The organism is Paraburkholderia sp. CNPSo 3272, from assembly GCF_024206495.1.
Taxonomy (GTDB): Bacteria; Pseudomonadota; Gammaproteobacteria; order Burkholderiales; family Burkholderiaceae; genus Paraburkholderia.
Genome location: NZ_JAMBPQ010000016.1, coordinates 119,572 through 145,345 on the forward strand (window position 1 = coordinate 119,572; position 25,774 = coordinate 145,345).

Genomic DNA, 25,774 nt, shown 5'->3' on the forward strand with positions numbered 1-25,774 from the left:
GGTTGTCGCCGGCGCCGCCTCAGCTCTGCGTCGCGGCGGCGAGCGTGGCCTGCACGGCTTCGTCGGGCGCGCGGCCGATATGCGTCTCGCCGAAGCGCTCGAGCAGGATAAACTTGATCGCCCCGCCCTCGGCCTTCTTGTCGACCTGCATCAGCTCGACGTAGCGCTCGGCACCGAGCGCGGGCGCACGCACCGGCAGCTTCGCGGCCTCGACCACGCGCACGAGGCGCGTGCGCGAAACTTCGTCCAGCATGCCCATGCGCACCGAAAGGTCCGCCGCCATCACCATGCCGCAGCCCACCGCCTCGCCGTGCAGCCACTCGCCGTAGCCGAGCCCGGCCTCGATCGCATGGCCGAACGTATGGCCGAAGTTGAGGATGGCGCGCAGGCCGCCCTCGCGCTCGTCGGCGGCCACGACCGATGCCTTGATCTCGCACGAGCGCTTGACAGCGTGCGCGAGCGCTTCGGGCTCGCAACGGTTGAGCGATTCGACGTTGGCTTCAATCCAGTCGAAGAATTCGGCGTCGGCAATCGCGCCGGTCTTGATGACCTCGGCAATGCCCGCCGCCAGCTCGCGCTGCGGCAGCGTGGCAAGCGCGCCGATGTCGGCGATCACGGCCTGCGGCTGGTAGAACGCGCCGATCATGTTCTTGCCGAGCGGATGATTGATGCCCGTCTTGCCGCCCACCGACGAATCGACCTGCGAAAGCAGCGTGGTCGGCACCTGGATGAACGGTACGCCGCGCATGTAGCAGGCGGCCGCGAAGCCCGTCATGTCGCCCGTCACGCCGCCGCCCAGCGCGATGAGCGTGGTCTTGCGATCGGCGCGCGAGGTGAGCAGCGCGTCGAAGATCTCGTTGAGCGTTTCCCAGTTCTTGTGCGCCTCGCCGTCGGGCAGCACCACCGTGTTGACGTCCTTGCCGAGCGGCGCGAGCGCGGCGCGCAGCGCCTCGCCGTAGAGCGGGTCGACAACGGTGTTCGTCACGATCGTCACCGACTTGCCGGCGATATGGGGCGCGAAAAGCGCCGTCTGACCGATCAGGCCGGGGCCAATATGGATGGGGTAGGCGCGCTCGCCCAGTTCGACGTTGACGGTAATCATGCTCTGAACCTGTTGGGTTTCCGATGCACTGCCTGCTTCAGGACTCAGCGCCACTCACAGCGCGACCTGCGCCCTACTCGCGCGCCGTGGCCCGCACGACGCCGGCCATGTCGAGCTGCATCAGCACCATGTTGACGAGTCCGTTGACGGAAGGCCGGCCGGTTTCGATCACGAAATCCGCGACATCGCGATATAGCGGGTCGCGCACTTCGTACAGCGCTTCGAGCCGCGCCTTAGGGTCTTCGGTTTGCAGGAGCGGACGATTCTTGTCGCGCCGCGTGCGCAGCCACAGGTCATGCGGATGCGCGCGCAGATACACGACGAAGCCGCGCGCCTTGAGCGCCGCGCGATTCTCGGGCCGCAGCACCGCGCCGCCGCCGGTCGCGAGAACGATGCCTTCGCGCCCCGTGAGCTCTTCGATCATCTGTGCCTCGCGGTCGCGAAAACCCGCTTCGCCTTCGAGTTCGAAGATCACCGGGATGCGCGCGCCCGTGCGCGCCTCGATCTCGTGATCGGAGTCGAAGAACGGACGCTCCAGCCGGCGCGCGACCGCCCGGCCCACGGTCGTCTTGCCGGCGCCCATGAGCCCTACAAAAAATACATTGGCGTTTGCGTCCCGCACTTGCAGCGTTTCCTACGAAAGGTTGGTGCCGCAGCTTACTGGCAAAGCGGCGGCGTTGTCGAGCCTGCTGCCCCGTTGTTCCGGCCCCGACGAACATGCGGCTGCGCGCTTGCGGCCGGTCTGGGCAATCAACGAGGGTCAATTCGACTCCACGACACGCGGCGTGATGAACACCACCAGTTCGCTGCGCTGATCCCGGTGCGCGCGATGCGAAAAAAGCGCGCCCAGAACCGGTATTTTGCCCAGGAGTGGGACGCGCGTCACATCATCACGGTCATCGGTGGCGTCGATGCCGCCTATCGAGACCGTCCCGCCGTCTTCGATTTCCACGCGTGTCTGCACGTGTTTGGTGTTGATCGCAGGCCCGGCGGCCGTTTGCTCGCCGACACTGTCCTTGGCCACATCGAGGTCGAGTATCACGCGGCCATCGGGTGTGATCTGCGGCTCGACTTCGAGTTTCAGGCTGGCGCGCCGGAACTGCACGCCCGAAACGCCCTGCCCGACCTTCGCCTGATAAGGCAGCTCGGTGCCCTGCTCGACGACAGCCTTCGTACGGTCGGCGGTGACGACGCGCGGACTCGACACCACGCGCCCGCGCCCTTCTGCCTCGAGCGCGCTCAACTGGATGTCGAGCAGGCGCGTGGCGCGCGCGGCCAGCAACGTGAGCCCAAGGCCTGCGGCCTCGAAGCCGGCGATCGGGCCCGCCGCGAGGTCGTACACCGTGCCGTCGGCTCTCGTGGTCAGGCCGCGTGAGGGCGTTGCATCCACGGCCACCGGCGTCACGCCAAGACGCACGCCCAATTCGCGCGACAGCCCCTCGTCTCCCTCGACGATGCGCGCCTCGATCAGCACCTGACGCGCGGGCGCATCGAGCCGCCACACGAGCTCGCCGATCTGCTCGAGTCGGCCCGGCAGGTCGGTGACGAACAAGAGGTTCGTGCGCGCGTCAGCCACCGCCGTGCCGCGCTTCGACAAAGCGCGCTGGGTGCCCGAACCGGTCAGGAAGCGGCGCAAATCCTCGGCGCGTGCGTAGTGCAACTCGAACGACCGGCTCGCGAGCGGCTCCAGCTCCGCGGCCCGGGCGTGCGCCTCGTAACGCTGCCGCTCGCGCGCCGCCACCTCCGCGGCGGGCGCGACCCAGATCACATCGCCGATGCGCGACATCGCCAGGCCGCTTGCCTCTAGCAGCAGGTCGAACGCGGTACGCCACGGCACGCGGTCGAGGCGCAACGTCACCCGGCCGCGCGCCCGTTCGCTTGCGACGATATTGAGCTTCGTGAACTGGGCGAACGCATGCAGCACAGCCGTGAGTTCTGCCCGCTGGAAGTTGAGCGTGATCGGCCGGTCCGGCGGCAACCCGTCGTTGGCTGCGTCGGCGTCGCGAAGGCGCATCGGCGCGCGCATGGGTACGGGCGGTCCTTCGAGCGGCCCGGCTGCTGGGGCGTCGGTGCCGGGTTCGCGCGAAGGCTGGGAGGCGAGTTGGGACGCGCCAGCGTCGCCGTCCGCGAGCGCCTGCGAAGCGTCTTCGGGCGCAGGAGCATCGCTGCCTCCCGCGAACGGATTGGCGATCCACTGTTTCACTGCGGGCTCAGCCGCACCATCGGGTAACGGCGGCACTTCGTAGCGCGCGAGCGCCGCTGGCGGACCTGCCCACCCAGGTCGAGGCAACGGCACCGCGGCCCATGCAGCGCATGCAGCAACGCTCACCGTCAACCCGCCGAGGACAGCAACGCTCCGTTTGCGCACGCTCATTGCGCCGGCTCCGCCCAGGCGAGCGCGCGCGTCGTCCCACCCGCCGCGACGACGACCCGCGCCGGGCCGATTTCCAGCACGCGAGCGTCACCGACCGCCTCGCCCGCCTGCGCGGTCACGACGCCCTCGGGCGTTTCCAGGAGCGCGACGATGCGCTGCCGATCCTGCAGAATGCCGGCAAGGCGCCACCCGTCTTCCGCCCTCCCGGCCGCAGCCGCATGCGTGAAGGGATCGCGAGCCGCCGCTGCGGCAGACGCTACCGCCAGCGGCGCAGGGGGAAGCGCATCGTACACACGCAAAGTTGCTGAGACCGACAAGCCGGTCCCCGTGCGCCGGACTGCAAGCTCGGATGGCACCGTGAGTGCCGGCTCGCCCGCCAACCCTTCGAGCAGCCCACGCAGTTGCGCGAAGCTGCCTTGGGCGACCAGATTGACCGTCCTGAACGCCTCGGCTTGCGCGCCGCCCCCGGCGCCTGGCTCCAGCGCGTGCAACACGAGGCCCGATTGCGCAGCGAGTTGCGAGATGCGGCGAATGTCGTCGGCGGAATTTCCAGCACGCGGCGCACGCGAAGTCGTTCGCGCCGCAGCGTCGCGCAGCGCGGGCAGGCGCGCCAGGACTTGCCGGGCGTCGGCGTGGCGCCGTTGAGCGCCTTCCAGCGCGGCGCGCGCTTCATGCACGCCAAGCGGATCCCCGACAATACAGGCACCGCTCGCGATAGCGAGAGCCAGCACGGCCATCGACAGCCCGACAGCCAGGCGGCGGCGCGGGCTCCACGCGTAAAGCGGCGGCCAGCCGCGCAACGCGCTGCTCATGCCTGACTGCGCGAAAACGAGCGCCCGCTCCTGTCCGGCGTGAGCAGGCATTGTGCTCATGTCGCCTCCTTCGCTGCGGCGCCGCTCGATGCTCGGGACGCCTTGCGCGCTCGCGGTGCGCCAGCCCGCGGCACGGTGCTGGCGCCTTGCCAGACGAGATGAGCCGCCACGCGAATCGGTTCGCCATCGGGCGCACGCTCACGTGCAGCGCCAGCCGGCACGCCGCGCTTCAGTTCACGCACGCTCAAGGCCTCGACGTCGGGCAGCGAGCGCAGCCGTCCGAGCCAGGCCGCAGCCGCCGATTCGTCCGCCGCGCTCGCCTGCAGATCGGTTTCATCGGCGAACTGCGCGAGCTGCTGCAAGCCGACACCTGGCGCAGCGTCGCTTGCCAACGCGTCTGCAAGGGCTAAAAAGCGCGTCGTAACTTGCGCGTGCTGCCGGGCCAGTCGATCGCCGACTCGCCGCGCTTCGCTCTCCCGCGTGAGGCGCTGCGCCTCGGCGAGCGGTGCGCGCCACTGCGCCAGCGGCCGCTCCAGCGCCACGCGCCGAGCCTCGAGTGCGCTAAATTCGACGCGCTGCCAAAGCACGACACCCAGCGCACAAGCGCACCCGCCAAACGCCGCGGCGCCCCATTCGAGCAGGCGCCGGCGAAGCAGCCTGCGCATCGCGCGCTGCCGCCACGGCAACAGATTGAATCCACCGATGGCTTGGGCCGGAAAGGCGCGCACCCCGCGCGCGAGCGTCATTCCGCCACCCCGCGCAGCGCGAGTCCGAAGGCCACCGCGCACGCCGGGTCATGCAGCAGCGTCGCCGCGAGCGGCCACTCGACGTCGGCCAGCGGTGCGCATTCGAAGGGCAGCACCGGTGCACCCAGCGCGTCGCCGATGTCGGCCATCGTGAAATTCGCGCCGCGCAGCATGGCAAGCTCGCCCGAGACCTGCACGCAGCCGGCCTGTTCGCCCGCGACGAGGTCGCGCAGCGCCTCCACGAGATCGGCATGTTCGAGCGCGGGAAAGCGCATGTGCCGGATGACCGAGTCGTCGACGAGCAACCAGCCGTGCACGCCTTCCGGGCCGACCCAGATCGCCACCCAGGGTTCGTGCGCCGGCAACTCGTAGAGCGCCGCGTGCCGCATGGCGCGCAACGCCGCGTGCGCGTCGCCGTCCACGGCGCTCAGCGTGATGCCCGCCATGGCCGCGCATTCGATGCGCGCTTCGAGATGCTGCCGCGCTGTCGCCGCAATCGTCACCTGCGCTTCGTGGCTGCGTGGTGTGGCCGGGAGCACATCCCAGTCGACCGCCAGCTCGCCGCGCTCCACACCCGCGACACGCTCCGCCTCCGCCAGCACGAGCGGCTCGAGCGCCGCGTGAATACCCGATTCGTCCGTAGCGCCCGAGGGCGCCAGACGCGCGAGCGGCACAGTCGCGACGAGCGTCGCGCTCGTGGGCAGCGCCATCGCACAACGCAGCGACGCCGCGGCGCTGGCGCGCGGCAACTCGCTAAACACGCTGCGAAGCGCCGCGACGATGGCCGCCCGGTCGACGATCTCCGCGCCTGCGAGCGCTTCGCGCGCGAGCGGCGCGGCCGCCAGCCATTCGAGACGGACCGGCCCCGCCCCGAGAATGCGCCGGCTCAACACCGCGAGCGTGACCCCGCGTGCGCTTAGATCCACTCCCGCAGCAAAGCGGCGAGCGCCCAACAACAGCGGATTACCGAAACCCATCGCACCCCTCCCGTACGTGCGCGCGCCGCAAACCGTTCACGGCGCCACCATGAGGAGATTGTGCGAACCAGGGCGGCGCGCGAATATTCGGCCGAACGGCCAACGGTCGGTGCAAGCGCTATCCACGCGCGAGGGGCGCGTCTACAGTGCGAATATCAACAGAAGCGTCAGTACAAACGTCGACAAAAACAGCGGGTTGCGTGTCCGCGCCCCCATCAATGTAAGCATCTAGAAAGCCCGCGAGCGAGCGGCGGCTATAATCGCGGGACTGTTTTTCTGGTGTTCGTATGCAAGATCAGCTTCCTTCGTCCGTACCGCCTTCCACGCCGCCCGAGCCGCCCCGGCGGCGCAAGCGCCCGTGGTGGGCCACGCTGCTGATCGCCTTTTTCGGCCTCATCTTCGCGGGCGTGGTGTGCGTGGCGCTGGTGCTCGGCTACGCGCTCGTCGTGGCGACGCCCAACCTGCCGTCGCTCGAGGCGCTCACCGACTATCGCCCGAAGGTGCCGTTGCGCATCTACACGCGCGACCACGTGCTGATCGGCGAATTCGGCGAGGAGCGGCGCGATATCGTCCATTTCAAGGACGTGCCCGACAACCTGAAGAAGGCCATTCTCGCCATCGAAGACGCGCGCTTCTACGATCACGGCGGCGTCGATCTCGCCGGCATTGCGCGCGCGGGCTTCGTCGCACTCACCAACGGCCACGCCACCCAGGGTGCCAGCACGATCACCATGCAGGTGGCGCGCAACTTCTTCCTTTCGAGCGAAAAGACCTACACGCGCAAGATTTACGAGATGCTGCTCGCTTACAAGATCGAGTCGAAGCTCTCGAAGGATCAGATTCTCGAGGTGTACATGAATCAGATCTATCTGGGCCAGCGCGCATATGGCTTCGCGAGCGCCGCGCGCGTGTACTTTGGAAAGGATCTGAAAGACCTCACGCTCGCCGAGTGCGCGATGCTGGCCGGGCTGCCCAAGGCGCCGTCGGCCTACAACCCGGTCGTCAATCCGAAGCGGGCGAAGGTGCGTCAGGAGTACATCCTCCAGCGCATGCTCGAGCTGCACTACATCACCCAGCAGCAGTATGACGAGGCCGCGGCGCAGCCGCTCGTCGTCAAGGGCGCGGGCAAGGAATTCAGCGTCCACGCCGAGTACGTCGCGGAAATGGTGCGCCAGATGATGTACGCGCAGTACCACGAGGAGGCGTATACGCGCGGTCTGAACGTCGTCACCACCATCGACTCCGCCGATCAGGACGTCGCCTATCGCGCGCTGCGCAAGGGGCTGATGGACTACGAGCGGCGCCACGGCTATCGCGGACCCGAGGCGTTCATCGACCTGCCTACGGACAGCGACGAGCGCGAGCAGGCCATCGACGACGCGCTCGTCGAGCACCCCGACAACGGCGAACTCGTGGCGGCGGTCGTGACGGCGGCGAGCCCGAAGGAAGTGCGGGTCACGTTCATGGACGGCAACACAACGAGCATCACCGGCGACGGGGTGCGCTTCGCGCAGTTCGCACTCTCCGCGCGCGCGCAGCCGTCGCAGAAGATCCGGCCGGGCGCGATCATCCGCGTCGCGCGCAACAACGCGGGAGACTGGTCGATCACGCAGTTGCCGCAAATCGAAGGCGCGTTCATCTCGATCGTGCCGCAGGACGGCGCGATCCGCGCGCTCGTGGGCGGCTTCGACTTCAACAAGAACAAGTTCAACCACGTCACCCAGGCATGGCGCCAGCCGGGTTCGAGCTTCAAGCCGTTCATCTACTCGGCGTCGCTCGACAAGGGACTCGGGCCGGCGACCGTCATCAACGACGCGCCGCTCTTCTTCAGCGCCGCCGAAACAGGCGGCCAGCCGTGGGAGCCGAAGAACTACGGTGGCGGCTTCGATGGTCCCATGAGCATGCGTACGGCGCTCATGAAGTCGAAGAACCTCGTGTCGATCCGTATCCTCAACCACATCGGCACGAAGTACGCACAGCAGTACATCACGCACTTCGGCTTCGACGCCGACCGGCATCCCGCCTACCTGCCGATGGCGCTCGGCGCCGGTCTCGTCACGCCCCTGCAAATGGCCGCGGGCTATTCGGTGTTCGCCAACGGCGGTTATCGCGTGAATCCGTATCTGATCGCCGAGGTCACCGACCAGCGCGGCATGGTGGTCGCTCAGGCGCAGCCGCTCGTGGCCGAGCAGAACGCGCCGCGCGCCATCGACCCGCGCAACGCGTACATCATGAACAGCCTCTTGCAGAGCGTCGCGCAGCGCGGCACGGGCGCGAAGTCGAACGTCCTCAAGCGTACCGACCTCGGCGGCAAGACCGGCACGACCAACGACTCGCGCGACGCGTGGTTCGCGGGCTATCAGCACACGCTGGCCGCGATCGCCTGGATCGGCTACGACAATCCGCGCAGCCTCGGCGACAAGGAAACGGGCGGCGGTCTCGCGCTGCCGGTCTGGATCGACTACATGCAGAAGGCGCTCAGCGGCGTGCCCGAGTACAAGATGGCGATGCCGGACGGCATCGTTACGCTCGGCGACGAGCTCTACTACGCCGACGCCACGCCGGGCCACGGCTTCGTCTCGACAGTGGGCATCAGTCAGGCGGCGCTCGAAGCGTCGGCTGGCGGCGCATCGGGCGCCGACGATGCCGGTGCAGACCCGACGCCCGAGCACGTGAATGCGAAGGAGAAGGAAGACATCATGAATCTGTTCCGCGGGCACTGAGGCACACCGCAGGGCCATGAACAAACCCCAAGGGTCGGATCTATGTCCAACTCTTGGGGTTCAGTTCACAGTCTTGCGACTCGCGCCCGTTTCTTTTATGAGCTCACGCTTGCGCCCTTACGGCTCGAACCGTACCGGCTCGCCCGCCTGCTCCGTTGCATAGGCCGTGAGCGCCGAGAAGAACTCGGTGCCCGTGCGCGTATCGCGCCATTCGCCGTCGATGAAGCGATAGTGGAAACCGCCTGCCTTCGCCGCGATCCAGATTTCGCGCATCGGCGGCTGCAGGTTCACGATGATCTTCGTGCGATTCTCGAATTCGAGCGTCAGAACGTTGCCGCTGCGCTCGAGTTCGATGTCCGCTTCGGCCTCGTCCACGGCCCGCTCCACGGCCGCCAGCACGGCCTCCGCGCGGCTCAGGTAGTCATTGTCTGGCATGCTAAACTCCACCGGTTATTCATTCAGGGACAATTATGCGTGTCATTTCCCGGACGCGCGCAGCGGCCCCCAGCGCATGGACGCCCCGCGCGATTCTAGCGGCTTTTGCGATCGGCGCCGCCGCGCTCGCAGGCTGTGGCCAGCGCGGCGCGCTCTACATGCCCACCGTGCCGCCGCTTCCGCCCAAGCCCAATTTCGAAACCACGCAGCCGGAAACCGGCGCGACGCCTGCGAGTGCTCCGGAGTCGGCTTCGGCGCCCGTAGGCACGATTCCGGACACCTCCGGCACGCCGCTTTCGCTGTCGCCGGACACCGAACTCGGCACCACACCCGCGACCACCGGCAGCCCGCAGGCGGCTTCCGACGCCACGCCAATCCAGTAAGAACGCTCGCATGACCCAGTCCGCTTTTCACCGCGATAACGGCACGCTCTTCGTAGAAGGCGTCTCGGCCGCAGATCTCGCAGCACAGTACGGCACGCCGCTTTATGTGTATTCGCGCGCGGCGCTCACCGCCGCATGGCACGCCTACGCCGACGCCTGCGCCGGCCGCCGCGCCAAGGTGCACGTCGCGGTCAAGGCGAACAGCAACCTCGCCGTGCTCAACGTATTCGCGCGCGAAGGCGCGGGCTTCGACATCGTTTCGGCGGGCGAACTCGCCCGCGTGCTCGCGGCAGGCGGTAAAGCGCAGGACGTGGTGTTCTCGGGCGTCGGCAAGACCGCCGGCGAAATGCGCGCGGCGCTCGAAGCTGGCGTGAAGTGCTTCAACGTCGAGTCGATTCCCGAACTCGACCGCCTCAACGAGGTGGCGGGCAAGCTCGGCAAGAAGGCGCCGGTTTCGCTGCGCGTGAATCCGGACGTCGATCCGAAAACGCATCCGTACATTTCCACCGGCCTGAAGGCGAACAAGTTCGGCGTGGCATTCGACGAAGCGCGCCCGACCTATCGCGCGGCCGCGGCCATGGCGCACCTGGACGTGGTCGGCATCGACTGCCACATCGGCTCGCAGATCACCGAAATCGCGCCGTATCTCGACGCCATCGACAAGCTGCTCGAACTCGTCGACCAGATCGAAGCCGACGGCGTGAACATCCGCCACATCGACGTGGGCGGCGGCCTCGGCATCACCTACGATGACGAAACGCCACCCGACATCGGCGAGTTCGTGCGCACGGTGCTCGACCGCATCGAGGCGTATGGCGCGAGAACGGGCAAGGCGCGCGAGGTCTACTTCGAGCCGGGGCGCTCGCTCGTGGGCAATGCGGGCATCCTGCTCACCACGGTCGAGTTCCTGAAGCCGGGCTCGGAAAAGAACTTCGCGATCGTCGACGCCGCAATGAACGACCTCGCCCGTCCCGCCATGTACGACGCGTATCACGCGATGGAGCCGGTGGTTGCGCGCCAGTCCGCGCCGCAGACCTACGACGTGGTTGGCCCGGTGTGCGAAAGCGGCGACTGGCTGGGCCGCGCCCGCTCGCTCGCGATCGAACCGGGCGACGTGCTCGCGATCCGCTCCGCGGGCGCATACGGCTTCGTGATGAGCTCGAACTACAACACGCGTGCGCGCGCGGCCGAAGTGATGGTCGACGGCAAGCGCGTGCATCTCGCGCGCGAGCGCGAAAGCGTGGCGCAGTTGTTCGCGAGCGAGCGCGTGCTGCCGGACTGAGTCTTGCGTCCGCTCGCCCATGTAAAAAAGCGACGCCACGGCGTCGCTTTTTATTTGCCTGCCTGCGCGCGGTGCACCTACGCGGCGCCCGCACCCGCGCGCGAAGCACGCCAGCGTGCAAGCAGCCACACGGCCACGCGCCAGCCGAGCAGCGCCAGCATGATCGCGCCGTAGAGCTTGGGCAGCACGAGGTCGTGCTTGCCCGCCTTCATCCACCAGAAGTGCAGGATCGCCAGCACGCCGATCGCGTAGATGAGCCGATGCAGCGTCTGCCAGCGGCGTCCGAGCCGCCGCGCCATCGCGCGCGTGGACGTCACGGCGAGCGGAATCAGCAGCACGAACGCCGCGAAACCCACCGTGATGAACGGCCGCTTGCCCACGTCCTTGAACATCGCGGCGACGTCGAACCACTTGTCGAACCAGATGTAGGTCGTGAAGTGCAGCGTCGCGTAGAAAAACGCGAAGAGGCCCAGCATGCGCCGAAAGCGGATCAGCGTATTCCAGCCCGTGAGTCGTCGCAGCGGCGTGACCGCAAGCGTGATGCAGAGGAACACCAGCGTCCACAGGCCCGTGGACCGCGTGATGAACTCGATCGGATTCGCACCGAGCCCGTCTGTGAAGCCGAACAGCACGAGACGCGCGAGCGGATACAACGCCGCGACGAACACCCCCACGTTCGCCCACGGCAGCCAGCGCGGGCCCGTCACGCTCGCCGCACCCGCCTTTCGCGCAGGACGCGTCTGCCCCGCCCCCACGCGCGCTGCGGCCTGCGGTGTCGTCGTCGATTCCATCTCTCGCTCCATCAAGCTCGTTGCTCAGAAGTTCTTGCGCAGATCCATGCCCTGATACATCGACGCGACGAGGTCGCCGTAGCCGTTGTACATAAGCGTCTTGCGCTTGGGCTGGAAGAAGCCGTCCTCGCCGATGCGCCGCTCCGTGGCCTGACTCCAGCGCGGGTGATCGACGTTCGGATTCACGTTCGAATAAAAGCCGTACTCGTTCGGCGCGTACTTGTTCCAGCTCGTGGGCGGCTGGTTCGCGACGAAGCGGATCTTCACCAGCGACTTCGCGCTCTTGAAGCCGTACTTCCACGGCACGATCACGCGCACGGGCGCGCCGTTCTGGTTCGGCAGCACTTGGCCGTAAAGGCCCACCGTGAGCAGCGTGAGCGGGTTCATCGCTTCGTCCATGCGCAGGCCTTCGGAATACGGCCAGTCGAGAATCGGCTCGGCGAGGCCCGGCATCTGCGAGGGGTCGGCGAGCGTGATGAACTGCACGTAGCGCGCGTTGCCCGTGGGCTGCGCGCGGCGGATCAGTTCGGAAAGCGAAACACCGATCCACGGCACGACGATCGACCAGCCCTCCACACAACGATGCCGGTACACGCGCTCTTCGAGCGGCGCGAGCTTGAGGATCTCGTCGATGTCATAGACCTTCGGATTCTTCACCTCGCCCTCGACGCTCAGCTTCCACGGACGCGGCCGCAGCGTATGCGCGTTTTGAGCCGGGTCGCCCTTGTCGGTGCCGAATTCGTAGAAGTTGTTGTAGGTCGTGATGTCCTTGTAGGGCGTGACCTTGTCGAGCGCGATGAACCTGGTGTTCGTCTGCGCGGCGAGCTTCTGCGCCTTCGGGTCGCCGGGGGCGTATTCCGCAAGCGCCTCTCTTGCACCGAACGGCCCCGCGATGCCGCCGAGCGCGAGCGCGCCCGCTGCCCGCAGAATGCGCCGCCGCTCTTCGTATACCTTTTGCGGCGTGATTTCGCTCGCGCGGATGTCGTCACCGTTGAGCAAGATCCTGCTGCTCCGCTTGATCCACATATCGCTGCTCCTGCGTCTTGCGTGGCGTGCGCCGCCAGCACATTGATCGTATCTCGACCCGTCCTGCCGTGCAGCGCAGGACGTGGATCGACTGAATGACCTCAAGCGGGCAAACGCGCAATTCGCAGAAAACTTCCCGGCGGACGAAAAAAAACCGTCGGAGCGCGAGGCATCCGACGGTTAGTTCGTCTTGAGAGCGGATTCGGTTACAGCTTGCCGTAGCTGTGCAGGCCCGAAAGAAACATGTTCACGCCAAGGAACGCGAAGGTCGTGACGAGCAGACCCGTGAGCGCCCACCAGGCCGCCACGCCGCCTCGCAGGCCCTTCATGAGCCGCATATGCAGCCAGGCCGCGTAGTTGAGCCACACGATCAGCGCCCAGGTTTCCTTCGGGTCCCAGCTCCAGTAGCCGCCCCAGGCCTGCGCCGCCCACAGCGCGCCGAGAATCGTCGCGATGGTGAAGAACGCGAAACCCACGGCGATCGACTTGTACATGACGTCGTCGAGCACTTCGAGCGCGGGCAGGCGGTCCGCCAGCACGCCGCGCTCCTTCATGATGTACGCCACGCCCACCATGGCCGAAAGCGCGAAGCTGCCGTAGCCGATGAAGTTCGCCGGCACGTGGATCTTCATCCACCAGCTCTGCAGCGCGGGCACGAGCGGCTGGATCTGCTGCGCGTCGCGCGAGATCGAGTACCACATCAGGAAGCCCACGGCCGCGCTGATCACCAGCAGCACGAACGCGCCGAGCGCACGCGTGTTGTAGTGCTTTTCGTAATACAGATAGAAGAGCGCGGTGATGAGGCTGAACAGCACGAACACTTCGTAGAGGTTCGAGATGGGAATGTGCCCGACGTCCGCGCCGATGAGGTAGGACTCGTACCAGCGCACCATCAGGCCGACGAAGCCCATGAGCACCGCCGCCCACGTGAGTTTCGAGCCGATCGAGCCGCCCGAGGGCGAGCGCGAAAGCAGGCCGATCCAGTAGAACAGCGTGGCGAGCACGAACAGCGCGCTCATCCACAGAATGGCCGACTGGCTGGAGAGGAAATACTTGAGGAAGAAGGCCTGATCCGCGCGCGCGAGATCGCCCTGGTAGATCTGGATCGCGAACAGCGCGAGCACTGCGATGCCGGCCATGAGCAGCCGCGCTGGCTTCCAGCGCCACCCCAGTACGACGAGTGCCGGCGTCGTGCCGCAGAGCACCAGCTTGTCGTAATAGTTCATGTGCGCGTGGTAGCGCGAGAGCGCGAAGCCCGCGCCCGCCACGAGCGCCAGCGCGAACAGCCAGTCCACCACCGTCAGGCGGCGCAGGAAAGGGCGTTCGTCGAACAGAATATCGGCGAGGGGATCGCGCTCACTTGCGGCGCCGTGCGCCACAGCGGCATTGGCCACCTGCGCACGTTCGGCGCGCCGGGCCTTCGCGGAGGAGGAAACCTGAGACAAGTCCATGGGCTTACCGGTGTTGATCGTGAGTGGCTGCAATCGCGTGCGTGGATCAGGGCGCACGGTCCGTGCCGCTGCCGTTCGTGTCGCCCGCCTGGTTGGTGGCGCCTGTTTGCGGCGCCGCGCCTAGCGCACGGCCGACCGCGTCGCGGGTACGGGCGAACTCCTTCTCGAAGTCGAGGGTACGGCGGGCGGTCGACATCGCCATGATGACGTCGACGCCGTGGTCCTGACCGTCCTGACCCTTCCGGTCCTTCAGCCAGAACCACACACGCCGCTCACGCACGTAAAACATCGAGAAGATGCCGAGCACGAGCAACAGGCTGCCAAGATACACGACTTTCTTGCCCGGCGCGCGCGTCAACTGAAATACCGAAGCTTGCACCTGCTTGAATGAATCGAGCTGTAGATAGACAGGAGATCCATACAGGAAGCTGTCGGATATCGCGTTGATCGAATCCTGTACGAAGCGCGCGGCGTCGGCATCGGGCTTCAGGTCCGGCTCGCCTGCCTGCTCCCGCGCGAGTTGCCAGAGGTCCCATGTCGCGCCCTCGAGCATGCGCAGCAGGAGGCTCGCGGCCTTTTCCTGCTGCTCCTTCGGCACCGATTTGTCAATGAACGCCGCCACGGCCTGGAAGCCGCCTGCGGCACCTGCAGCCCCCGCAGCGCCTGCCTGCGGGGCGTCCGATCCCGCGAACAGGGTCAAGACGCGCTCGGCGCTGTCCTCGAGATGCTGTTGCAACTCGCGGTTCGAAGCGGGGACTGAGCGCGCGGCGAAACGCTTCGCGGCCTGCGCGCGCAATGCGGGGTCCTCGAAGGCCGCGCGCAGCATCATCCACTCTTTCGGCGTGCCGCCGCTGTCGGCGGGAATTCGCAGGTAGCGGAACGGATCGTCGGGATTCTCGCGCATGCCCGCGAGGAACATGCGATCGCCGCCGCCCACGTCCACGGGCAGCATGTAATTGTTGTACTCGCGCGCCTGGCCGTCCTTGTCGCGCACCTTGTACTGTACCGAGGGGCCGACGTTATGCAGGTCGAGCGGCTTCGAGCTCTTCGCACCGGAGCCGAGGCGCTCGTCGAACGCTTCCTTGAGCGACTGGTGCGCCACGCCGCGCGCGTCGTTCGCGCCGCTGCCATTCGAGATGTTCTCGACGTTGATCGCGCGGAAGTCCGCGAATTCGATCGTCTGCCCATCCACGCCCGGCAGCGCCTGGCCAGCAGGCACCGCGAGCGGCGCCGAATTGCCGATCGTGCCGCCGAACGGGAAGGTCTTCGCGCTTGCACCCGACATGGGCCACGCCGTCATCGACATCTGCGAGCCGCCGTCCTGGAAGCTCGACTGATAAATCGACACGCCGTCGTACTCGAACGGCTCGTTCACCTCGATGCGCGCCGGAACGCGCTGGCCCGTCTTGTGATCGATCACGACGATGTCGCTCGCGAACAGCTTGGGCATGCCGGTCGAGTAGTAATCGACGATGAACTTGTTGAGCTGGATGGAGAACGGCAGGTCCTGAATCAGCGAGCCGTCGGGCTGGTTGAGGATGGCCGTGGAGACGAACTGGCCCTCGGGTACCCACGCGTAGCCGCGGAAGGTCGGGTTCGACTGCGAGAGCCGGTGCTCGGGGGGAATGTCGTTGATGACTGCGTTGCTGCGGATCGGCGTCTTGTCGAACAGCCACATCTGGAATTTGATCGGCAGATTGCTGTCGAGCAGGCCGCCGAGGCAGATGATCACGATCGCGAGGTGCGCGAAGATGTAGCCGATCTTCGTAAGCGCACCGCGCTTGGCCGCGATGAGCGTCGCGCCATCGCTCTCGCGCGTGACGAACCGGTAGCCCATGCGCCCCGCCAGCTTGCCGAGCGTGGCGGCCGTTTGCTCGCGCGTGCCGTCCTCTACCGCGAACTCGCCCTTGTGATGGAACGCGCGCAGGCTGCCTTCGCGGACCTTGTCCTTCCAGCTCTTCATGTCGGCGAGCATCTTTGGCGCGTTGCGGATCACGCACAGCGAGACCGACACCACGAGAAAGCCGAGGATCGTCATGAACCACCACGCGCTGTAGACCGTGTAGAGGCTCAGCGAGCGGAAGATATCGGCCCAGAAAGGGCCGAACTGGTTGACGTAGTTCGGGTACGGGTCGTCCTGCGTGAGCACCGTGCCGATGATGCTCGCAATGGCGAGCACGACGAGCAGCGCAATCGCGAAGCGCATCGAACTGATCAGCTCGACGGCGACTTTCACCGCCTTCTGGCGAACATTCAACTGCAAACCCTGCGTGGTGACGCTCATTCAAACTCCGCTTTATCGCTTTTGCTGGCTTCTCGCCGATCAGGCGCTACAGCAAAAAAGGGTGCAGGCGCGCCGTCGGCGTGACGACGCCCTCACCCTTTTCTTGTTTTCCGGCCGGCCGCGCCGTGAAACTGCTGATCAAACGTGCGGCAAACCGATTACGCTCAATGCAGCCCGGCGGCGTAATCGGCGACGGCCTTGATCTCGTCGTCCGAGAGCCGGTGCGCGATGGTTCGCATCGGATCGTTATTGTTACGCGTGCCCTGCTGGAAAGCATTGAGTTGTGCAACGACATATTCCGACCACTGGCCCGAAAGACGCGGAAACTGGATCGGAATCCCCTGGCCCGTGGGTCCGTGGCACGCTGCACAGGCTGGCACGCCCTTGTCGGCGATGCCGCCGCGCCAGATCGACTGGCCAAACGGCACGGTCTTCGCGTCGTGCGCGTAGCCGGGTTTGGGTGTCTGGGAGGCGAACCAGGCTGCGACGTTGATCATATCCTGGTCTGACAGCGCGGCAGCGAAGCCGGCCATGATGGGGTTTGCGCGCGCCGCCGGCTTGCCGCCGGGCTGCGGTTTGAAGTCCTTGAGTTGCTTGACGAGATAGTCGGCGTGCTGGCCGGCGAGCTTGGGATACGCGCCGCCGGAGCTGTTACCGTCCGCCGCGTGACAGGCCGCGCATACCTGCGCAGCAATGGCTTGCCCCCGGGCGACGTCGGGCTTGGCCGGCGTTCCCTGATCCGCCGCGCTTGCCTGCCCCGCCATCATGAATAGACCTGCTGTAAGACCTGACGCTATCGCACTCTCGAATACCTTCAAGCACTTGCCCAGTCGATTCATTCGCGCACCTTGTTTCGTCTTGTGGGAATCAGGTTCTGCAATGGACGACAGCGACCGTCTACCTCGAAGGCCCGCGCTGGCCTCACTGGTATTCAGTAAACCATCGCATTGTACAATAGCGCGCAAGGCGCCACGGCGCCAGTCGGGCCTGCCCCCGATATCCCAGAATCCATCCCGGGCGCGTCCGGGCCCGGCGGGGCCACCCGCCGCGTTGTCTCACATTGTGGTCCTTTCCGATGGCCTTCCTGCTGCACCAAGCCCGCTTCTACACGACGGTGAACCATTTGCGCGACCTGCCCGCTACGGCGCGGCCCGAGGTGGCGTTCGCCGGCCGTTCGAACGCCGGCAAGTCCACCGCCATCAATCTGCTGTGCAACCAGAAGCGGCTCGCCTTCGCCTCGAAGACGCCGGGCCGCACCCAGCATATCAACTACTTCTCAGTCGGCCCCGCGGACGAACCAGCGGGCTATCTCGTCGACCTGCCCGGCTACGGCTATGCCGAAGTCCCGTTAGCCGCGAAGGCGCACTGGGAGCAGCTGCTTTCGCTCTATCTGCAAACGCGCGCGCAGCTCTCGGGGCTCATCCTGATGATGGATGCCCGCCGCCCGCTCACCGACCTCGACCGCCGCATGATCGAATGGTTTGCGCCGACGGGCAAACCGATCCACACACTCCTCACGAAGTGCGACAAATTGACGCGCCAAGAAAGCGTGCTCGCGCTGCGCACGACGAACAAGGCGTTGGACGAATACAGCAAGCAAGGCTACGAAGGGAAGCTGAGCGCCCAGCTCTTTTCGGCGCTCAAGCGCGTTGGGCTCGACGAAGCGCACGCGGTGATCGAGAGCTGGATCGTGCCGCAGGAATCCGTCGGCGAAACCGACGCGCAAGCGGAATAGCGCACCTCGGGCCAGTCGCTTCGGGCAGGCCCTCAGTCGTGTGAAAGCCCATACTGTCGGGCTTTTCATGCGCTTTCATCAGATCTTTTCGCAAGGCCGGCGCGGCATTTGCCGCGTTATGTGGGCTAGCGCATACAGACCACGCCAAACGCTGCCACAAGCGCCCGTTCGCTTGCGCCGCGGGCTTTGCCACGCCCCTTCCGGCGCACATAAAAAAACCCGCCGTGATTTCCGGCGGGTTAAACAGCCTTATCGAAAAACGACAGGCACCCGCTCAGGGAGGAGAAGCGGGGAGCTCGGCGCCAGGCGCCTCGCTCGATCGGTATGATATACCATTGTCCCGAAAAGTTTCCTGCGCCCCAGGAACCCATCCCGTTTCAAGATATCCGCCGACATGAGCTTCTATCCGCATCATCGTCCGCGCCGCATGCGACGTGACGATTTCTCGCGCCGTCTGATGCGCGAAAACCTCCTCACCACGAACGACCTGATCTACCCCGTATTCGTGATTGCGGGCAACAACGTGCGCGAAGCCGTGCCGTCGATGCCCGGCGTCGAACGCGTGTCGATCGATCTGCTGATGGGCGTCGCCGAGCAGTGCGTCGAACTCGGCATTCCGGTGCTTTCGCTCTTCCCCGTCGTCGATCCGGCGCTCAAGACGCCCGATGGCATCGAGGCGACGAACCCCGACGGCGTGATTCCGCGCGCCGTGCGCGAACTGAAGAAACGCTTCCCCGACCTCGGCGTGCTTTGCGACGTCGCGCTCGACCCGTACACGAGCCACGGCCAGGACGGCGTGCTCGACGAAAACGGCTACGTCATCAACGACGAGACTATCGAGATCCTCGTTGCGCAGGCGCGCGCGCAGGCGGAAGCCGGCGTCGATATCGTCGCGCCTTCGGACATGATGGACGGGCGCATCGGTGCGATCCGCGAGATGCTCGAAAGCGAGAACCACATCCACACGCGCATCATGGCGTACTCGGCCAAATACGCCTCGGCGTTCTATGGTCCGTTCCGCGACGCCGTGGGCTCGGCGTCGAATCTGGGCAAGGGCAACAAGATGACCTACCAGATGGACCCGTCGAACTCGGACGAGGCGCTGCGCGAAGTGCGCCTCGACATCGAGGAAGGCGCCGACATGGTTATGGTGAAGCCCGGCATGCCGTATCTCGACATCGTGCGCCGTGTGAAGGACGAATTCCGCTTTCCGACCTACGTGTACCAGGTGAGCGGCGAGTACGCCATGCTCAAGGCCGCAGCCCAGAACGGCTGGCTCGATCACGACAAGGTGATGATGGAATCGCTGCTCGCGTTCAAGCGCGCGGGCGCCGACGGCATTCTCACGTATTTCGCGCTCGACGCCGCGCGTTTGCTGCGCGCACAGAAGTAAGCGCTGCACGCATCGTATGAAAAAGGCACGTCCGCGGACGTGCCTTTTTGCTTTTGGGCCGATGCGCGCTCTCACGCGCGCGCAATGCTGCCGATCATGCCGATCGGCCCAATCAGGGCCAATCAGGCCGATGGCGCTGCCGGCGTCTGCGGCGCCGGCGCCGTCACGCGATCAAGGCGCGCGAGGAACCGGTCGGCATTCTCGTAGCCGACCACGCGCAGCACTTCACGCCCTTGCGTATCGAAGAAAATGATGCCCGGCGGTCCGAAGAGCCCGAAGCGCTTGAGCAGTGCCTGGTCGTCCGAATTGTTGGCGGTTACATCGGCGCGCAAGAGCCCCAGCTCCGCGAGGCGCGCCTGCACGCGCGGGTCGCTGAACGTGAACTTCTCCATTTCCTTGCAGCTCACGCACCAGTCGGCGTAGAAGTCGAGCATCGACGGTTTGCCCGCAGTCTTGAGCGCCGCGTCGAGCTGCGCGGGCGAACGCACGGGTGCGAATACCAGCGCCTTCGCTTCGCCGGCGCCGGTGAACGGCGTCGCGCCGGCGGCGGCAACATCGCTCGCGCCGCCCACGCGAGCGGCCAGCACCGCGAGCGGGCGCAGCGGATCGGTCGAACCCGCCGCAAGACCGACGATCAGCGTCGCGGCCCAGATCGCGAACGCCGCGCCGAGACCACGCCCGAGGCGCCGCCAGACGTTGGCCGCACCCGCGTTCGGCGTGAACAGGCCAAGCGCGGCGGCCGCGAGCAGCAGCCAGAGGGCGGCGAGCAGCATCTGCGCGGTGGCGCCAAGCACCGGCCAGACGATCCACAGCGCGGCCGCGAGCAGCACGACGCCGAAGAACACCTTCACGCCGTCCATCCACGTGCCCGCACGCGGCAGCAGCGTGCCCGCGCCGAGGCCGAGGATCATCAGCGGGACGCCGAGACCCAGGCCCATCGCAAAAAGCGCCGCGCCGCCGAGCAGGGCGTTGCCCGTGTGCGCGATGAACGCCAGCACCGCGAAGAGCGGCGCGGTCATGCAGGCGCCCACCACGAGCGCGGAAAGCGCGCCCATCACGGCGACGGCGGCGAATTTGCCGCCGGAACGGCCTTGGGTGGCGCGCGAGGCGCCGTCCTGCCAGCGCTGCGGCAGCGCGATGTCGTAGCCCGCGATCAGCATGACGGCGAACGCGGTGAGGAGCACCGCGAACACGCCCAGCACCCACGGGTTCTGCAGCCATGCGCCAAGGCTCTGGCCGACCAGCGCGGCGGCGATGCCGAGCACCGTGTAGACGAGCGCCATGCCGAGCACGTAGACGAACGAGAGCGCGAAGCCGCGCGAGCGCGTGACGCGCTCGCCCTCACCGACGATGATCGCCGACAGGATCGGGATCATCGGATACGAGCAGGGCAAGAGGCTCAGCACCATGCCGGCCACGAAGTAGAGACCCACCACGGCGAAAAAGCCGCCGCCTTGCAGCAGCGACTGCGCGTAGTCGGCGCTCGTGGCGCGTTCGTACCAGGGCTCCTCGGTGGCGTCTGCTGCGGGTGCTGCGCTGGTCTGCGGCTGGGGCGCGGGCGTCGGGTTCGCGGCGCCCGGCACGGCGCTCTGGCCGGCCGCAGCGGCCTGCAAAGCCGCGCCACTGACGTGAAACACGTGTTCCGCGGGCGGATAACAGATGCCCGCATCGGCGCAGCCCTGCGAGGTCACCGCGAGATCGAACGGACCACTCGCCTTCTGAACCGGTACGCGGATCGTCAGTTCACCCCGATAGGTTTCGACATTCTTCTGGAAAGTCGGATCGAACTTGACGTGGCCAGGCGGGATCTGCGCCTCGCCGATCTGCGCCGTGCCGTTGCGCGCGGCGAAGGCGAAGCGCTCGCGGTACATGTAGTAGCCGTCTGCGATCTTGAAGTGCACGTCGACCATGCCCGGCGCTTCACTCGCGCTGAACGTGAAGGCCTGGTCGGGCGGCAGGAAGTCGTCGTCGGCGGCTCGCGCCAGCGAAGTGCTAAACAGCATCGGCAGCAGGCAGCAGACGAGCAGGAGGAAGCCGGACAGCGTAGCGTACGGCGCGGCGCGCGAGCGCCGATCGAAGCGGTTAAACATGAAGAGTGCGCTGAGTCTCGGCATTGACCCATTGCCCGTAGGCGTTCGACGCCGTGGCTTGCCACGAGAGAATCTCGGGCGTCTCGTAGGGATGCTGGGTCTGGATGAACTGTTCGAGCGGCCGCGCGGGCGAGGCTCGTCTTGAAGAGCAGCTGGATCTCGTTGCCCGACTCGATGTTGCCCTGCCAGTGATACTGCGAGTGCACGGCGCCCAGGCGCGTCACGCACGCGGCGAGACGCTGCGCGAGCGCCCCGGCGGCGAGCGTTTCGGCGGCGCTCTCGTCGGGCACCGTAGTCAGCATCAGGGTCACATTGAGGGTCACGACGAACTCCGGCGTGGCGCCCGTGTGCGACGGCAAACGGGCTTCGGGGCAGAACGTAATCGTACCATCGGCGCCGATCGGCTTCTCTCGTGCACCGTGTGGCAAAAGCGGACTGCAACCGGCAAACACGGCACGACGCGATTTAATCCGCGCCCGAAAACAAAAAAGCCAGGCTAGGCCTGGCTTTTTTGCATGCGGCTCAATCCGGGGATCGAGCGACGGAAAGCTTATTCCGCTTCCTGGACGTTCTCTTCCGCGACTTCCGGACGGTCGAGCAGTTCGACCAGTGCCATCGGTGCGTTGTCGCCGACACGGAAACCGAACTTCAGGATACGCAGGTAGCCGCCCGGACGGTTCGCGAAACGCGGACCGAGCACGTCGAACAGCTTCGTGACCGAGTCACGATCGCGCAGGCGGTTGAACGCCAGACGACGGTTTGCGAGCGACGGCTTCTTGCCCAGCGTGATGAGGGGCTCGACAACCTTACGGAGTTCCTTCGCCTTCGGCAGCGTCGTCTTGATGACTTCGTGCTCGATGAGCGAGTTGGACATGTTACGGAGCATTGCCAGACGGTGGCTGCTCGTGCGGTTCAGTTTCCGCAGACCATGACGGTGACGCATTTCAATTTCCTTGAAACAAAGTTTTGGTCCAGCTCTTCTATCGCCTCGCGGGTTTGGCAACCCCGATCAAGGCACGGGCCGGTACATGAAAAAGGCGAGACGCGGATTTTAAAGGAAAATCCGCGTCCGTGCCAGACTTCTTACTTGTCGAGACCAGCCGGCGGCCAGTTTTCGAGCTTCATGCCGAGCGTGAGACCGCGCGAAGCGAGGACTTCCTTGATCTCGTTGAGCGACTTGCGACCCAGGTTCGGGGTCTTGAGCAACTCGTTCTCGGTACGCTGGATCAGATCGCCGATGTAGTAGATGTTCTCGGCCTTCAGGCAGTTCGCCGAGCGAACCGTGAGTTCGAGATCGTCCACCGGACGCAGCAGGATCGGGTCGATCTGCGGGGCGCGCGACGGCGCTTCCGCGGCCGTTTCCGTGCCTTCCAGCGCCGCGAACACCGACAGCTGATCCACGAGGATGCGCGCCGACTGGCGGATCGCTTCCTCAGGCGAGATCACGCCGTTGGTTTCGATGTTCATCACGAGCTTGTCGAGGTCGGTACGCTGTTCGACACGCGCGCTTTCCACGGAGTAGCTCACGCGGCGAACCGGCGAGAACGACGCGTCCAGCACGATGCGGCCGATGATCTTGGCCGACTCTTCGCCGTAACGGCGCACGTTGCCCGGCACATAGCCACGGCCCTTTTCGATCTTGATCTGCACGTCGAGCTTGCCGCCCTTCGTCAGATGCGCAACCACGTGATCCGGGTTGATCACTTCGCAGTCATGCGAGAGTTCGATGTCGCCAGCGGTGACGAGGCCTTCGCCTTCCTTGCGCAGCGTAACCGTCACTTCGTCACGGTTATGCAACTTGAAAACGACACCCTTCAGGTTCAGCAGCAGGTTGACCACATCCTCTTGCACACCATCGAGCGTCGAGTATTCGTGCACGACGCCTGCGATCGTCACTTCGGTCGGCGCGTAGCCCACCATCGACGACAGCAGCACGCGCCGGAGCGCGTTACCCAAGGTGTGGCCATAACCGCGTTCGAACGGCTCCATGACCACTTTCGCGTGGTTGTCGCCGAGCGATTCCACAGCGATGATCTTGGGTTTCAACAAACTGGTTTGCATAGGTTTTCCTTTTCAATACCCTCGGCTCGTTACACCGATAAGGCTGAGATGGCAACAACCTGAAAAAAACGGCCGAGGCCGCCTCCTGCGCGAAGCACAGAGGTTACCCCGGCCGTCAATCCGATTACCGCGAATACAATTCGACGATCAGGCTTTCGTTGATGTCGCCAGCGATGTCGCTGCGCTCAGGCATGCTCTTGAACGTGCCTTCGAACTTCTTCGCGTCGACCGACACCCAACCTGCCAAGCCGCCTTGCTCTGCGAGCGAGAGGGCTTCGACGATACGCGCCTGCTTCTTCGCCTTTTCGCGAATCGCGACGACGTCGCCAGCCTTCACTTGCATCGACGGGATGTTCGCGACGACGCCGTTCAGCGTGAGAGCCTTGTGGCTCACGAGCTGGCGCGCTTCAGCGCGGGTCGATGCGAAGCCCATGCGGTACACGACGTTGTCGAGACGCGACTCGAGCAGTTGCAGCAGGTTTTCGCCGGTGTTGCCCTTGATGCGGTCAGCTTCCGCGAAGTAGCGGCGGAACTGGCGCTCGAGCACGCCGTAGATACGCTTCACTTTCTGCTTTTCGCGAAGCTGCGTGCCGTAGTCGGACGTACGGGCGCCCGAGGTGCGGCCATGCTGACCCGGCTTGCTGTCGAGCTTGCACTTGTCGGCGAGCGAGCGGCGCGCGCTCTTCAGGAAGAGGTCGGTGCCTTCACGGCGGGACAGCTTGGCCTTCGGGCCGATATAACGTGCCACGTTGCTTTCCTTCGATAATTGATCACGCGAAACCTGAGTGGGGAAACCCGCGGTATCGCGCTAGTCCGGCCCTTTGGACCGAACGGTGGACTTAGTCAATTCAATAACGCCGAGAGCCTGGGTCGCCGTTTCCGGCGGCTCAGGCGAACGGCGAACGCGACGCCTTAGATACGGCGACGCTTCGGCGGACGGCAGCCGTTGTGCGGAACCGGCGTCACGTCGGAGATCGCGGTGATCTTGATGCCAAGACCATGCAGCGCGCGCACCGCCGATTCGCGGCCAGGACCGGGGCCCTTGATCCGCACTTCGAGGTTCTTGACGCCGTATTCCATCGCCACGCGGCCAGCCGACTCGGCTGCGACCTGAGCTGCGAAGGGGGTCGACTTACGCGAGCCCTTGAAGCCCTGACCGCCCGACGTTGCCCAGGCAAGCGCGTTGCCTTGACGGTCGGTGATCGTGATGATGGTGTTGTTGAACGACGCGTGAACGTGAACCACGCCCTCGGCGACGTTCTTCTTAACCTTCTTGCGAACGCGTTGCGCCGCGGAGTTGTTCGAAGCCTTAGCCATTACGTTTTCCTGTAACTTTCAGTTCCGCTTACTTCTTCAGCGACTGTGCTGCGCGGCGCGGACCCTTACGCGTACGAGCGTTGGTACGCGTACGCTGGCCACGCAGGGGCAGGCCCTTGCGATGGCGCACGCCGCGGTAGCAGCCGAGGTCCATCAGGCGCTTGATGTTCATCGTCACTTCACGGCGGAGATCGCCTTCGACGACAAACTTGCCCACTTCCTCACGCAGCTTTTCCAGATCCGCGTCGTTCAGGTCCTTGACCTTCTTGTTGAACGGCACACCGGCGGCCACGCAGATGTTGCGCGAACGCGTGCGGCCAACACCAAAAATTGCCGTCAGGCCGATTTCGGTGTGCTGGTGGTTCGGGATGTTAACCCCTGCAATACGAGCCATTGTTTTTCCTCAAACAAAAAGCGCAAGCGCGCTAATCAGCCTTGGCGCTGCTTGTGGCGCGGGTCCGAGCTGCAGATCACGCGAACGACGCCGTTGCGCTTGATGATTTTGCAGTTGCGGCAAATGCGCTTTACCGATGCCATCACTTTCATGATATTACCCTTTTTCCTAAATCACTTCGCCCGGAACACGATCCGCGCACGCGACAGATCGTAAGGCGTCAACTCAACCGTCACCTTGTCGCCCGGGAGAATGCGGATGTAGTGCATCCGCATCTTTCCGGAAATATGTCCCAGAACGACATGGCCGTTTTCCAGCTTCACCCGGAAGGTAGCGTTGGGGAGGTTTTCGATCACCTCGCCTTGCATCTGGATTACATCGTCTTTGGCCATAGGTCC

General features: G+C 65.6%; 25 protein-coding genes and 1 pseudogene. 5 read left to right on the forward strand and 21 right to left on the reverse strand.

All coding sequences use genetic code 11. From position 1 onward, the window contains the following. Window positions 1-19: 19 nt before the first annotated feature. From aroB to pilM, 6 genes are all read right to left on the reverse strand, one after another. Window positions 20-1,102, reverse strand: a complete 1,083-nt coding sequence (gene aroB / locus M3I53_RS20570; protein ID WP_254317712.1) for a 3-dehydroquinate synthase — start codon at window positions 1,100-1,102, stop codon at window positions 20-22. Window positions 1,103-1,175: 73 nt separating this feature from the next. Further along, entirely contained in the window at window positions 1,176-1,730 is a 555-nt protein-coding gene (aroK, locus tag M3I53_RS20575; RefSeq protein ID WP_254317736.1) for a shikimate kinase AroK, read from the reverse strand. Window positions 1,731-1,862: 132 nt separating this feature from the next. Then, on the reverse strand, window positions 1,863-3,476 hold the full coding sequence (gene pilQ, locus M3I53_RS20580; protein WP_254317713.1) for a type IV pilus secretin PilQ: 1,614 nt from the start codon (window positions 3,474-3,476) through the stop codon (window positions 1,863-1,865). Beyond that, window positions 3,473-4,348, reverse strand: coding sequence for a hypothetical protein (locus tag M3I53_RS20585; protein ID WP_254317714.1), 876 nt, complete (start codon window positions 4,346-4,348; stop codon window positions 3,473-3,475). The genes pilQ and M3I53_RS20585 overlap by 4 nt, the downstream gene beginning before the upstream one ends. Beyond that, the gene (locus M3I53_RS20590; protein ID WP_254317715.1) at window positions 4,345-5,034 is read right to left on the reverse strand and encodes a fimbrial assembly family protein; all 690 of its coding nucleotides are present in this window, start codon (window positions 5,032-5,034) and stop codon (window positions 4,345-4,347) included. The genes M3I53_RS20585 and M3I53_RS20590 overlap by 4 nt, the downstream gene beginning before the upstream one ends. Next, the gene (pilM, locus tag M3I53_RS20595; protein ID WP_254317716.1) at window positions 5,031-6,011 is read right to left on the reverse strand and encodes a type IV pilus biogenesis protein PilM; all 981 of its coding nucleotides are present in this window, start codon (window positions 6,009-6,011) and stop codon (window positions 5,031-5,033) included. Before pilM ends, M3I53_RS20590 begins: the two co-directional genes overlap by 4 nt. Window positions 6,012-6,298: 287 nt before the next feature. On the opposite strand from pilM, the gene M3I53_RS20600 reads away from it, so the two are divergent. Continuing rightward, the gene (locus tag M3I53_RS20600) at window positions 6,299-8,734 is read left to right on the forward strand and encodes a penicillin-binding protein 1A (RefSeq protein WP_254317717.1); all 2,436 of its coding nucleotides are present in this window, start codon (window positions 6,299-6,301) and stop codon (window positions 8,732-8,734) included. 117 nt (window positions 8,735-8,851) lie between these two features. On the opposite strand, the gene cyaY is transcribed toward M3I53_RS20600, so the two are convergent. Then, entirely contained in the window at window positions 8,852-9,169 is a 318-nt protein-coding gene (gene cyaY / locus M3I53_RS20605; protein WP_028206540.1) for an iron donor protein CyaY, read from the reverse strand. Between the two features lie 35 nt (window positions 9,170-9,204). Between cyaY and M3I53_RS20610 the strand changes: the two genes are divergently transcribed. Further along, the gene (locus tag M3I53_RS20610) at window positions 9,205-9,552 is read left to right on the forward strand and encodes a lipoprotein (protein ID WP_254317718.1); all 348 of its coding nucleotides are present in this window, start codon (window positions 9,205-9,207) and stop codon (window positions 9,550-9,552) included. A gap of 10 nt (window positions 9,553-9,562) precedes the next feature. Next, complete coding sequence (gene lysA, locus M3I53_RS20615) at window positions 9,563-10,834, forward strand: diaminopimelate decarboxylase (RefSeq protein WP_254317719.1); 1,272 nt, start codon at window positions 9,563-9,565, stop codon at window positions 10,832-10,834. Window positions 10,835-10,911: 77 nt separating this feature from the next. Here lysA and msrQ read toward each other — a convergent pair whose 3' ends face one another. The 5 genes from msrQ to M3I53_RS20640 all read right to left on the reverse strand — a co-directional run bounded on the left by msrQ (window position 10,912) and on the right by M3I53_RS20640 (window position 17,225). Beyond that, window positions 10,912-11,637: a protein-methionine-sulfoxide reductase heme-binding subunit MsrQ gene (gene msrQ / locus M3I53_RS20620; RefSeq protein WP_375542559.1), complete on the reverse strand. Its 726-nt coding sequence runs from the start codon at window positions 11,635-11,637 to the stop codon at window positions 10,912-10,914. Between the two features lie 12 nt (window positions 11,638-11,649). Then, entirely contained in the window at window positions 11,650-12,651 is a 1,002-nt protein-coding gene (gene msrP / locus M3I53_RS20625; RefSeq protein ID WP_254317721.1) for a protein-methionine-sulfoxide reductase catalytic subunit MsrP, read from the reverse strand. 206 nt (window positions 12,652-12,857) lie between these two features. Next, window positions 12,858-14,102, reverse strand: a complete 1,245-nt coding sequence (ccsB, locus tag M3I53_RS20630; protein ID WP_254317722.1) for a c-type cytochrome biogenesis protein CcsB — start codon at window positions 14,100-14,102, stop codon at window positions 12,858-12,860. 46 nt (window positions 14,103-14,148) lie between these two features. After that, on the reverse strand, window positions 14,149-16,386 hold the full coding sequence (locus M3I53_RS20635; protein ID WP_254317723.1) for a cytochrome c biogenesis protein ResB: 2,238 nt from the start codon (window positions 16,384-16,386) through the stop codon (window positions 14,149-14,151). Between the two features lie 164 nt (window positions 16,387-16,550). Beyond that, window positions 16,551-17,225 carry a cytochrome c gene (locus M3I53_RS20640; protein ID WP_069268222.1) on the reverse strand — a complete coding sequence of 225 codons (675 nt, stop codon included), beginning with the start codon at window positions 17,223-17,225 and terminating at the stop codon, window positions 16,551-16,553. Between the two features lie 236 nt (window positions 17,226-17,461). On the opposite strand from M3I53_RS20640, the gene yihA reads away from it, so the two are divergent. Together yihA and hemB are read left to right on the forward strand one after the other, a co-directional pair. Beyond that, window positions 17,462-18,121 (forward strand): ribosome biogenesis GTP-binding protein YihA/YsxC, encoded by a 660-nt coding sequence (gene yihA / locus M3I53_RS20645; RefSeq protein WP_254317724.1) that lies wholly within the window; start codon window positions 17,462-17,464, stop codon window positions 18,119-18,121. A 394-nt stretch (window positions 18,122-18,515) separates the two neighbouring features. Then, the gene (hemB, locus tag M3I53_RS20650; RefSeq protein ID WP_028206531.1) at window positions 18,516-19,514 is read left to right on the forward strand and encodes a porphobilinogen synthase; all 999 of its coding nucleotides are present in this window, start codon (window positions 18,516-18,518) and stop codon (window positions 19,512-19,514) included. 122 nt (window positions 19,515-19,636) lie between these two features. On the opposite strand, the gene dsbD is transcribed toward hemB, so the two are convergent. The 9 genes and pseudogenes from dsbD to infA all read right to left on the reverse strand — a co-directional run bounded on the left by dsbD (window position 19,637) and on the right by infA (window position 25,768). Beyond that, a complete protein-coding gene (gene dsbD / locus M3I53_RS20655; RefSeq protein WP_254317737.1) occupies window positions 19,637-21,604 on the reverse strand; it encodes a protein-disulfide reductase DsbD in 1,968 nt (655 codons plus the stop codon). Continuing rightward, window positions 21,597-21,906: pseudogene (cutA, locus tag M3I53_RS20660) on the reverse strand (divalent-cation tolerance protein CutA). Before cutA ends, dsbD begins: the two are co-directional and overlap by 8 nt. Window positions 21,907-22,154: 248 nt before the next feature. Further along, on the reverse strand, window positions 22,155-22,547 hold the full coding sequence (gene rplQ, locus M3I53_RS20665) for a 50S ribosomal protein L17 (protein WP_027797304.1): 393 nt from the start codon (window positions 22,545-22,547) through the stop codon (window positions 22,155-22,157). A 140-nt stretch (window positions 22,548-22,687) separates the two neighbouring features. Next, the gene (locus M3I53_RS20670; RefSeq protein WP_254317725.1) at window positions 22,688-23,665 is read right to left on the reverse strand and encodes a DNA-directed RNA polymerase subunit alpha; all 978 of its coding nucleotides are present in this window, start codon (window positions 23,663-23,665) and stop codon (window positions 22,688-22,690) included. A 124-nt stretch (window positions 23,666-23,789) separates the two neighbouring features. Beyond that, entirely contained in the window at window positions 23,790-24,413 is a 624-nt protein-coding gene (rpsD, locus tag M3I53_RS20675) for a 30S ribosomal protein S4 (RefSeq protein WP_233883160.1), read from the reverse strand. Between the two features lie 164 nt (window positions 24,414-24,577). Beyond that, window positions 24,578-24,982 (reverse strand): 30S ribosomal protein S11, encoded by a 405-nt coding sequence (rpsK, locus tag M3I53_RS20680; protein ID WP_006052224.1) that lies wholly within the window; start codon window positions 24,980-24,982, stop codon window positions 24,578-24,580. Between the two features lie 28 nt (window positions 24,983-25,010). Beyond that, complete coding sequence (gene rpsM, locus M3I53_RS20685) at window positions 25,011-25,376, reverse strand: 30S ribosomal protein S13 (protein ID WP_028213337.1); 366 nt, start codon at window positions 25,374-25,376, stop codon at window positions 25,011-25,013. A 35-nt stretch (window positions 25,377-25,411) separates the two neighbouring features. Beyond that, a complete protein-coding gene (gene rpmJ / locus M3I53_RS20690; RefSeq protein ID WP_027819338.1) occupies window positions 25,412-25,528 on the reverse strand; it encodes a 50S ribosomal protein L36 in 117 nt (38 codons plus the stop codon). 21 nt (window positions 25,529-25,549) lie between these two features. Beyond that, window positions 25,550-25,768 carry a translation initiation factor IF-1 gene (gene infA, locus M3I53_RS20695; RefSeq protein WP_004521905.1) on the reverse strand — a complete coding sequence of 73 codons (219 nt, stop codon included), beginning with the start codon at window positions 25,766-25,768 and terminating at the stop codon, window positions 25,550-25,552. Window positions 25,769-25,774: the final 6 nt, after the last annotated feature.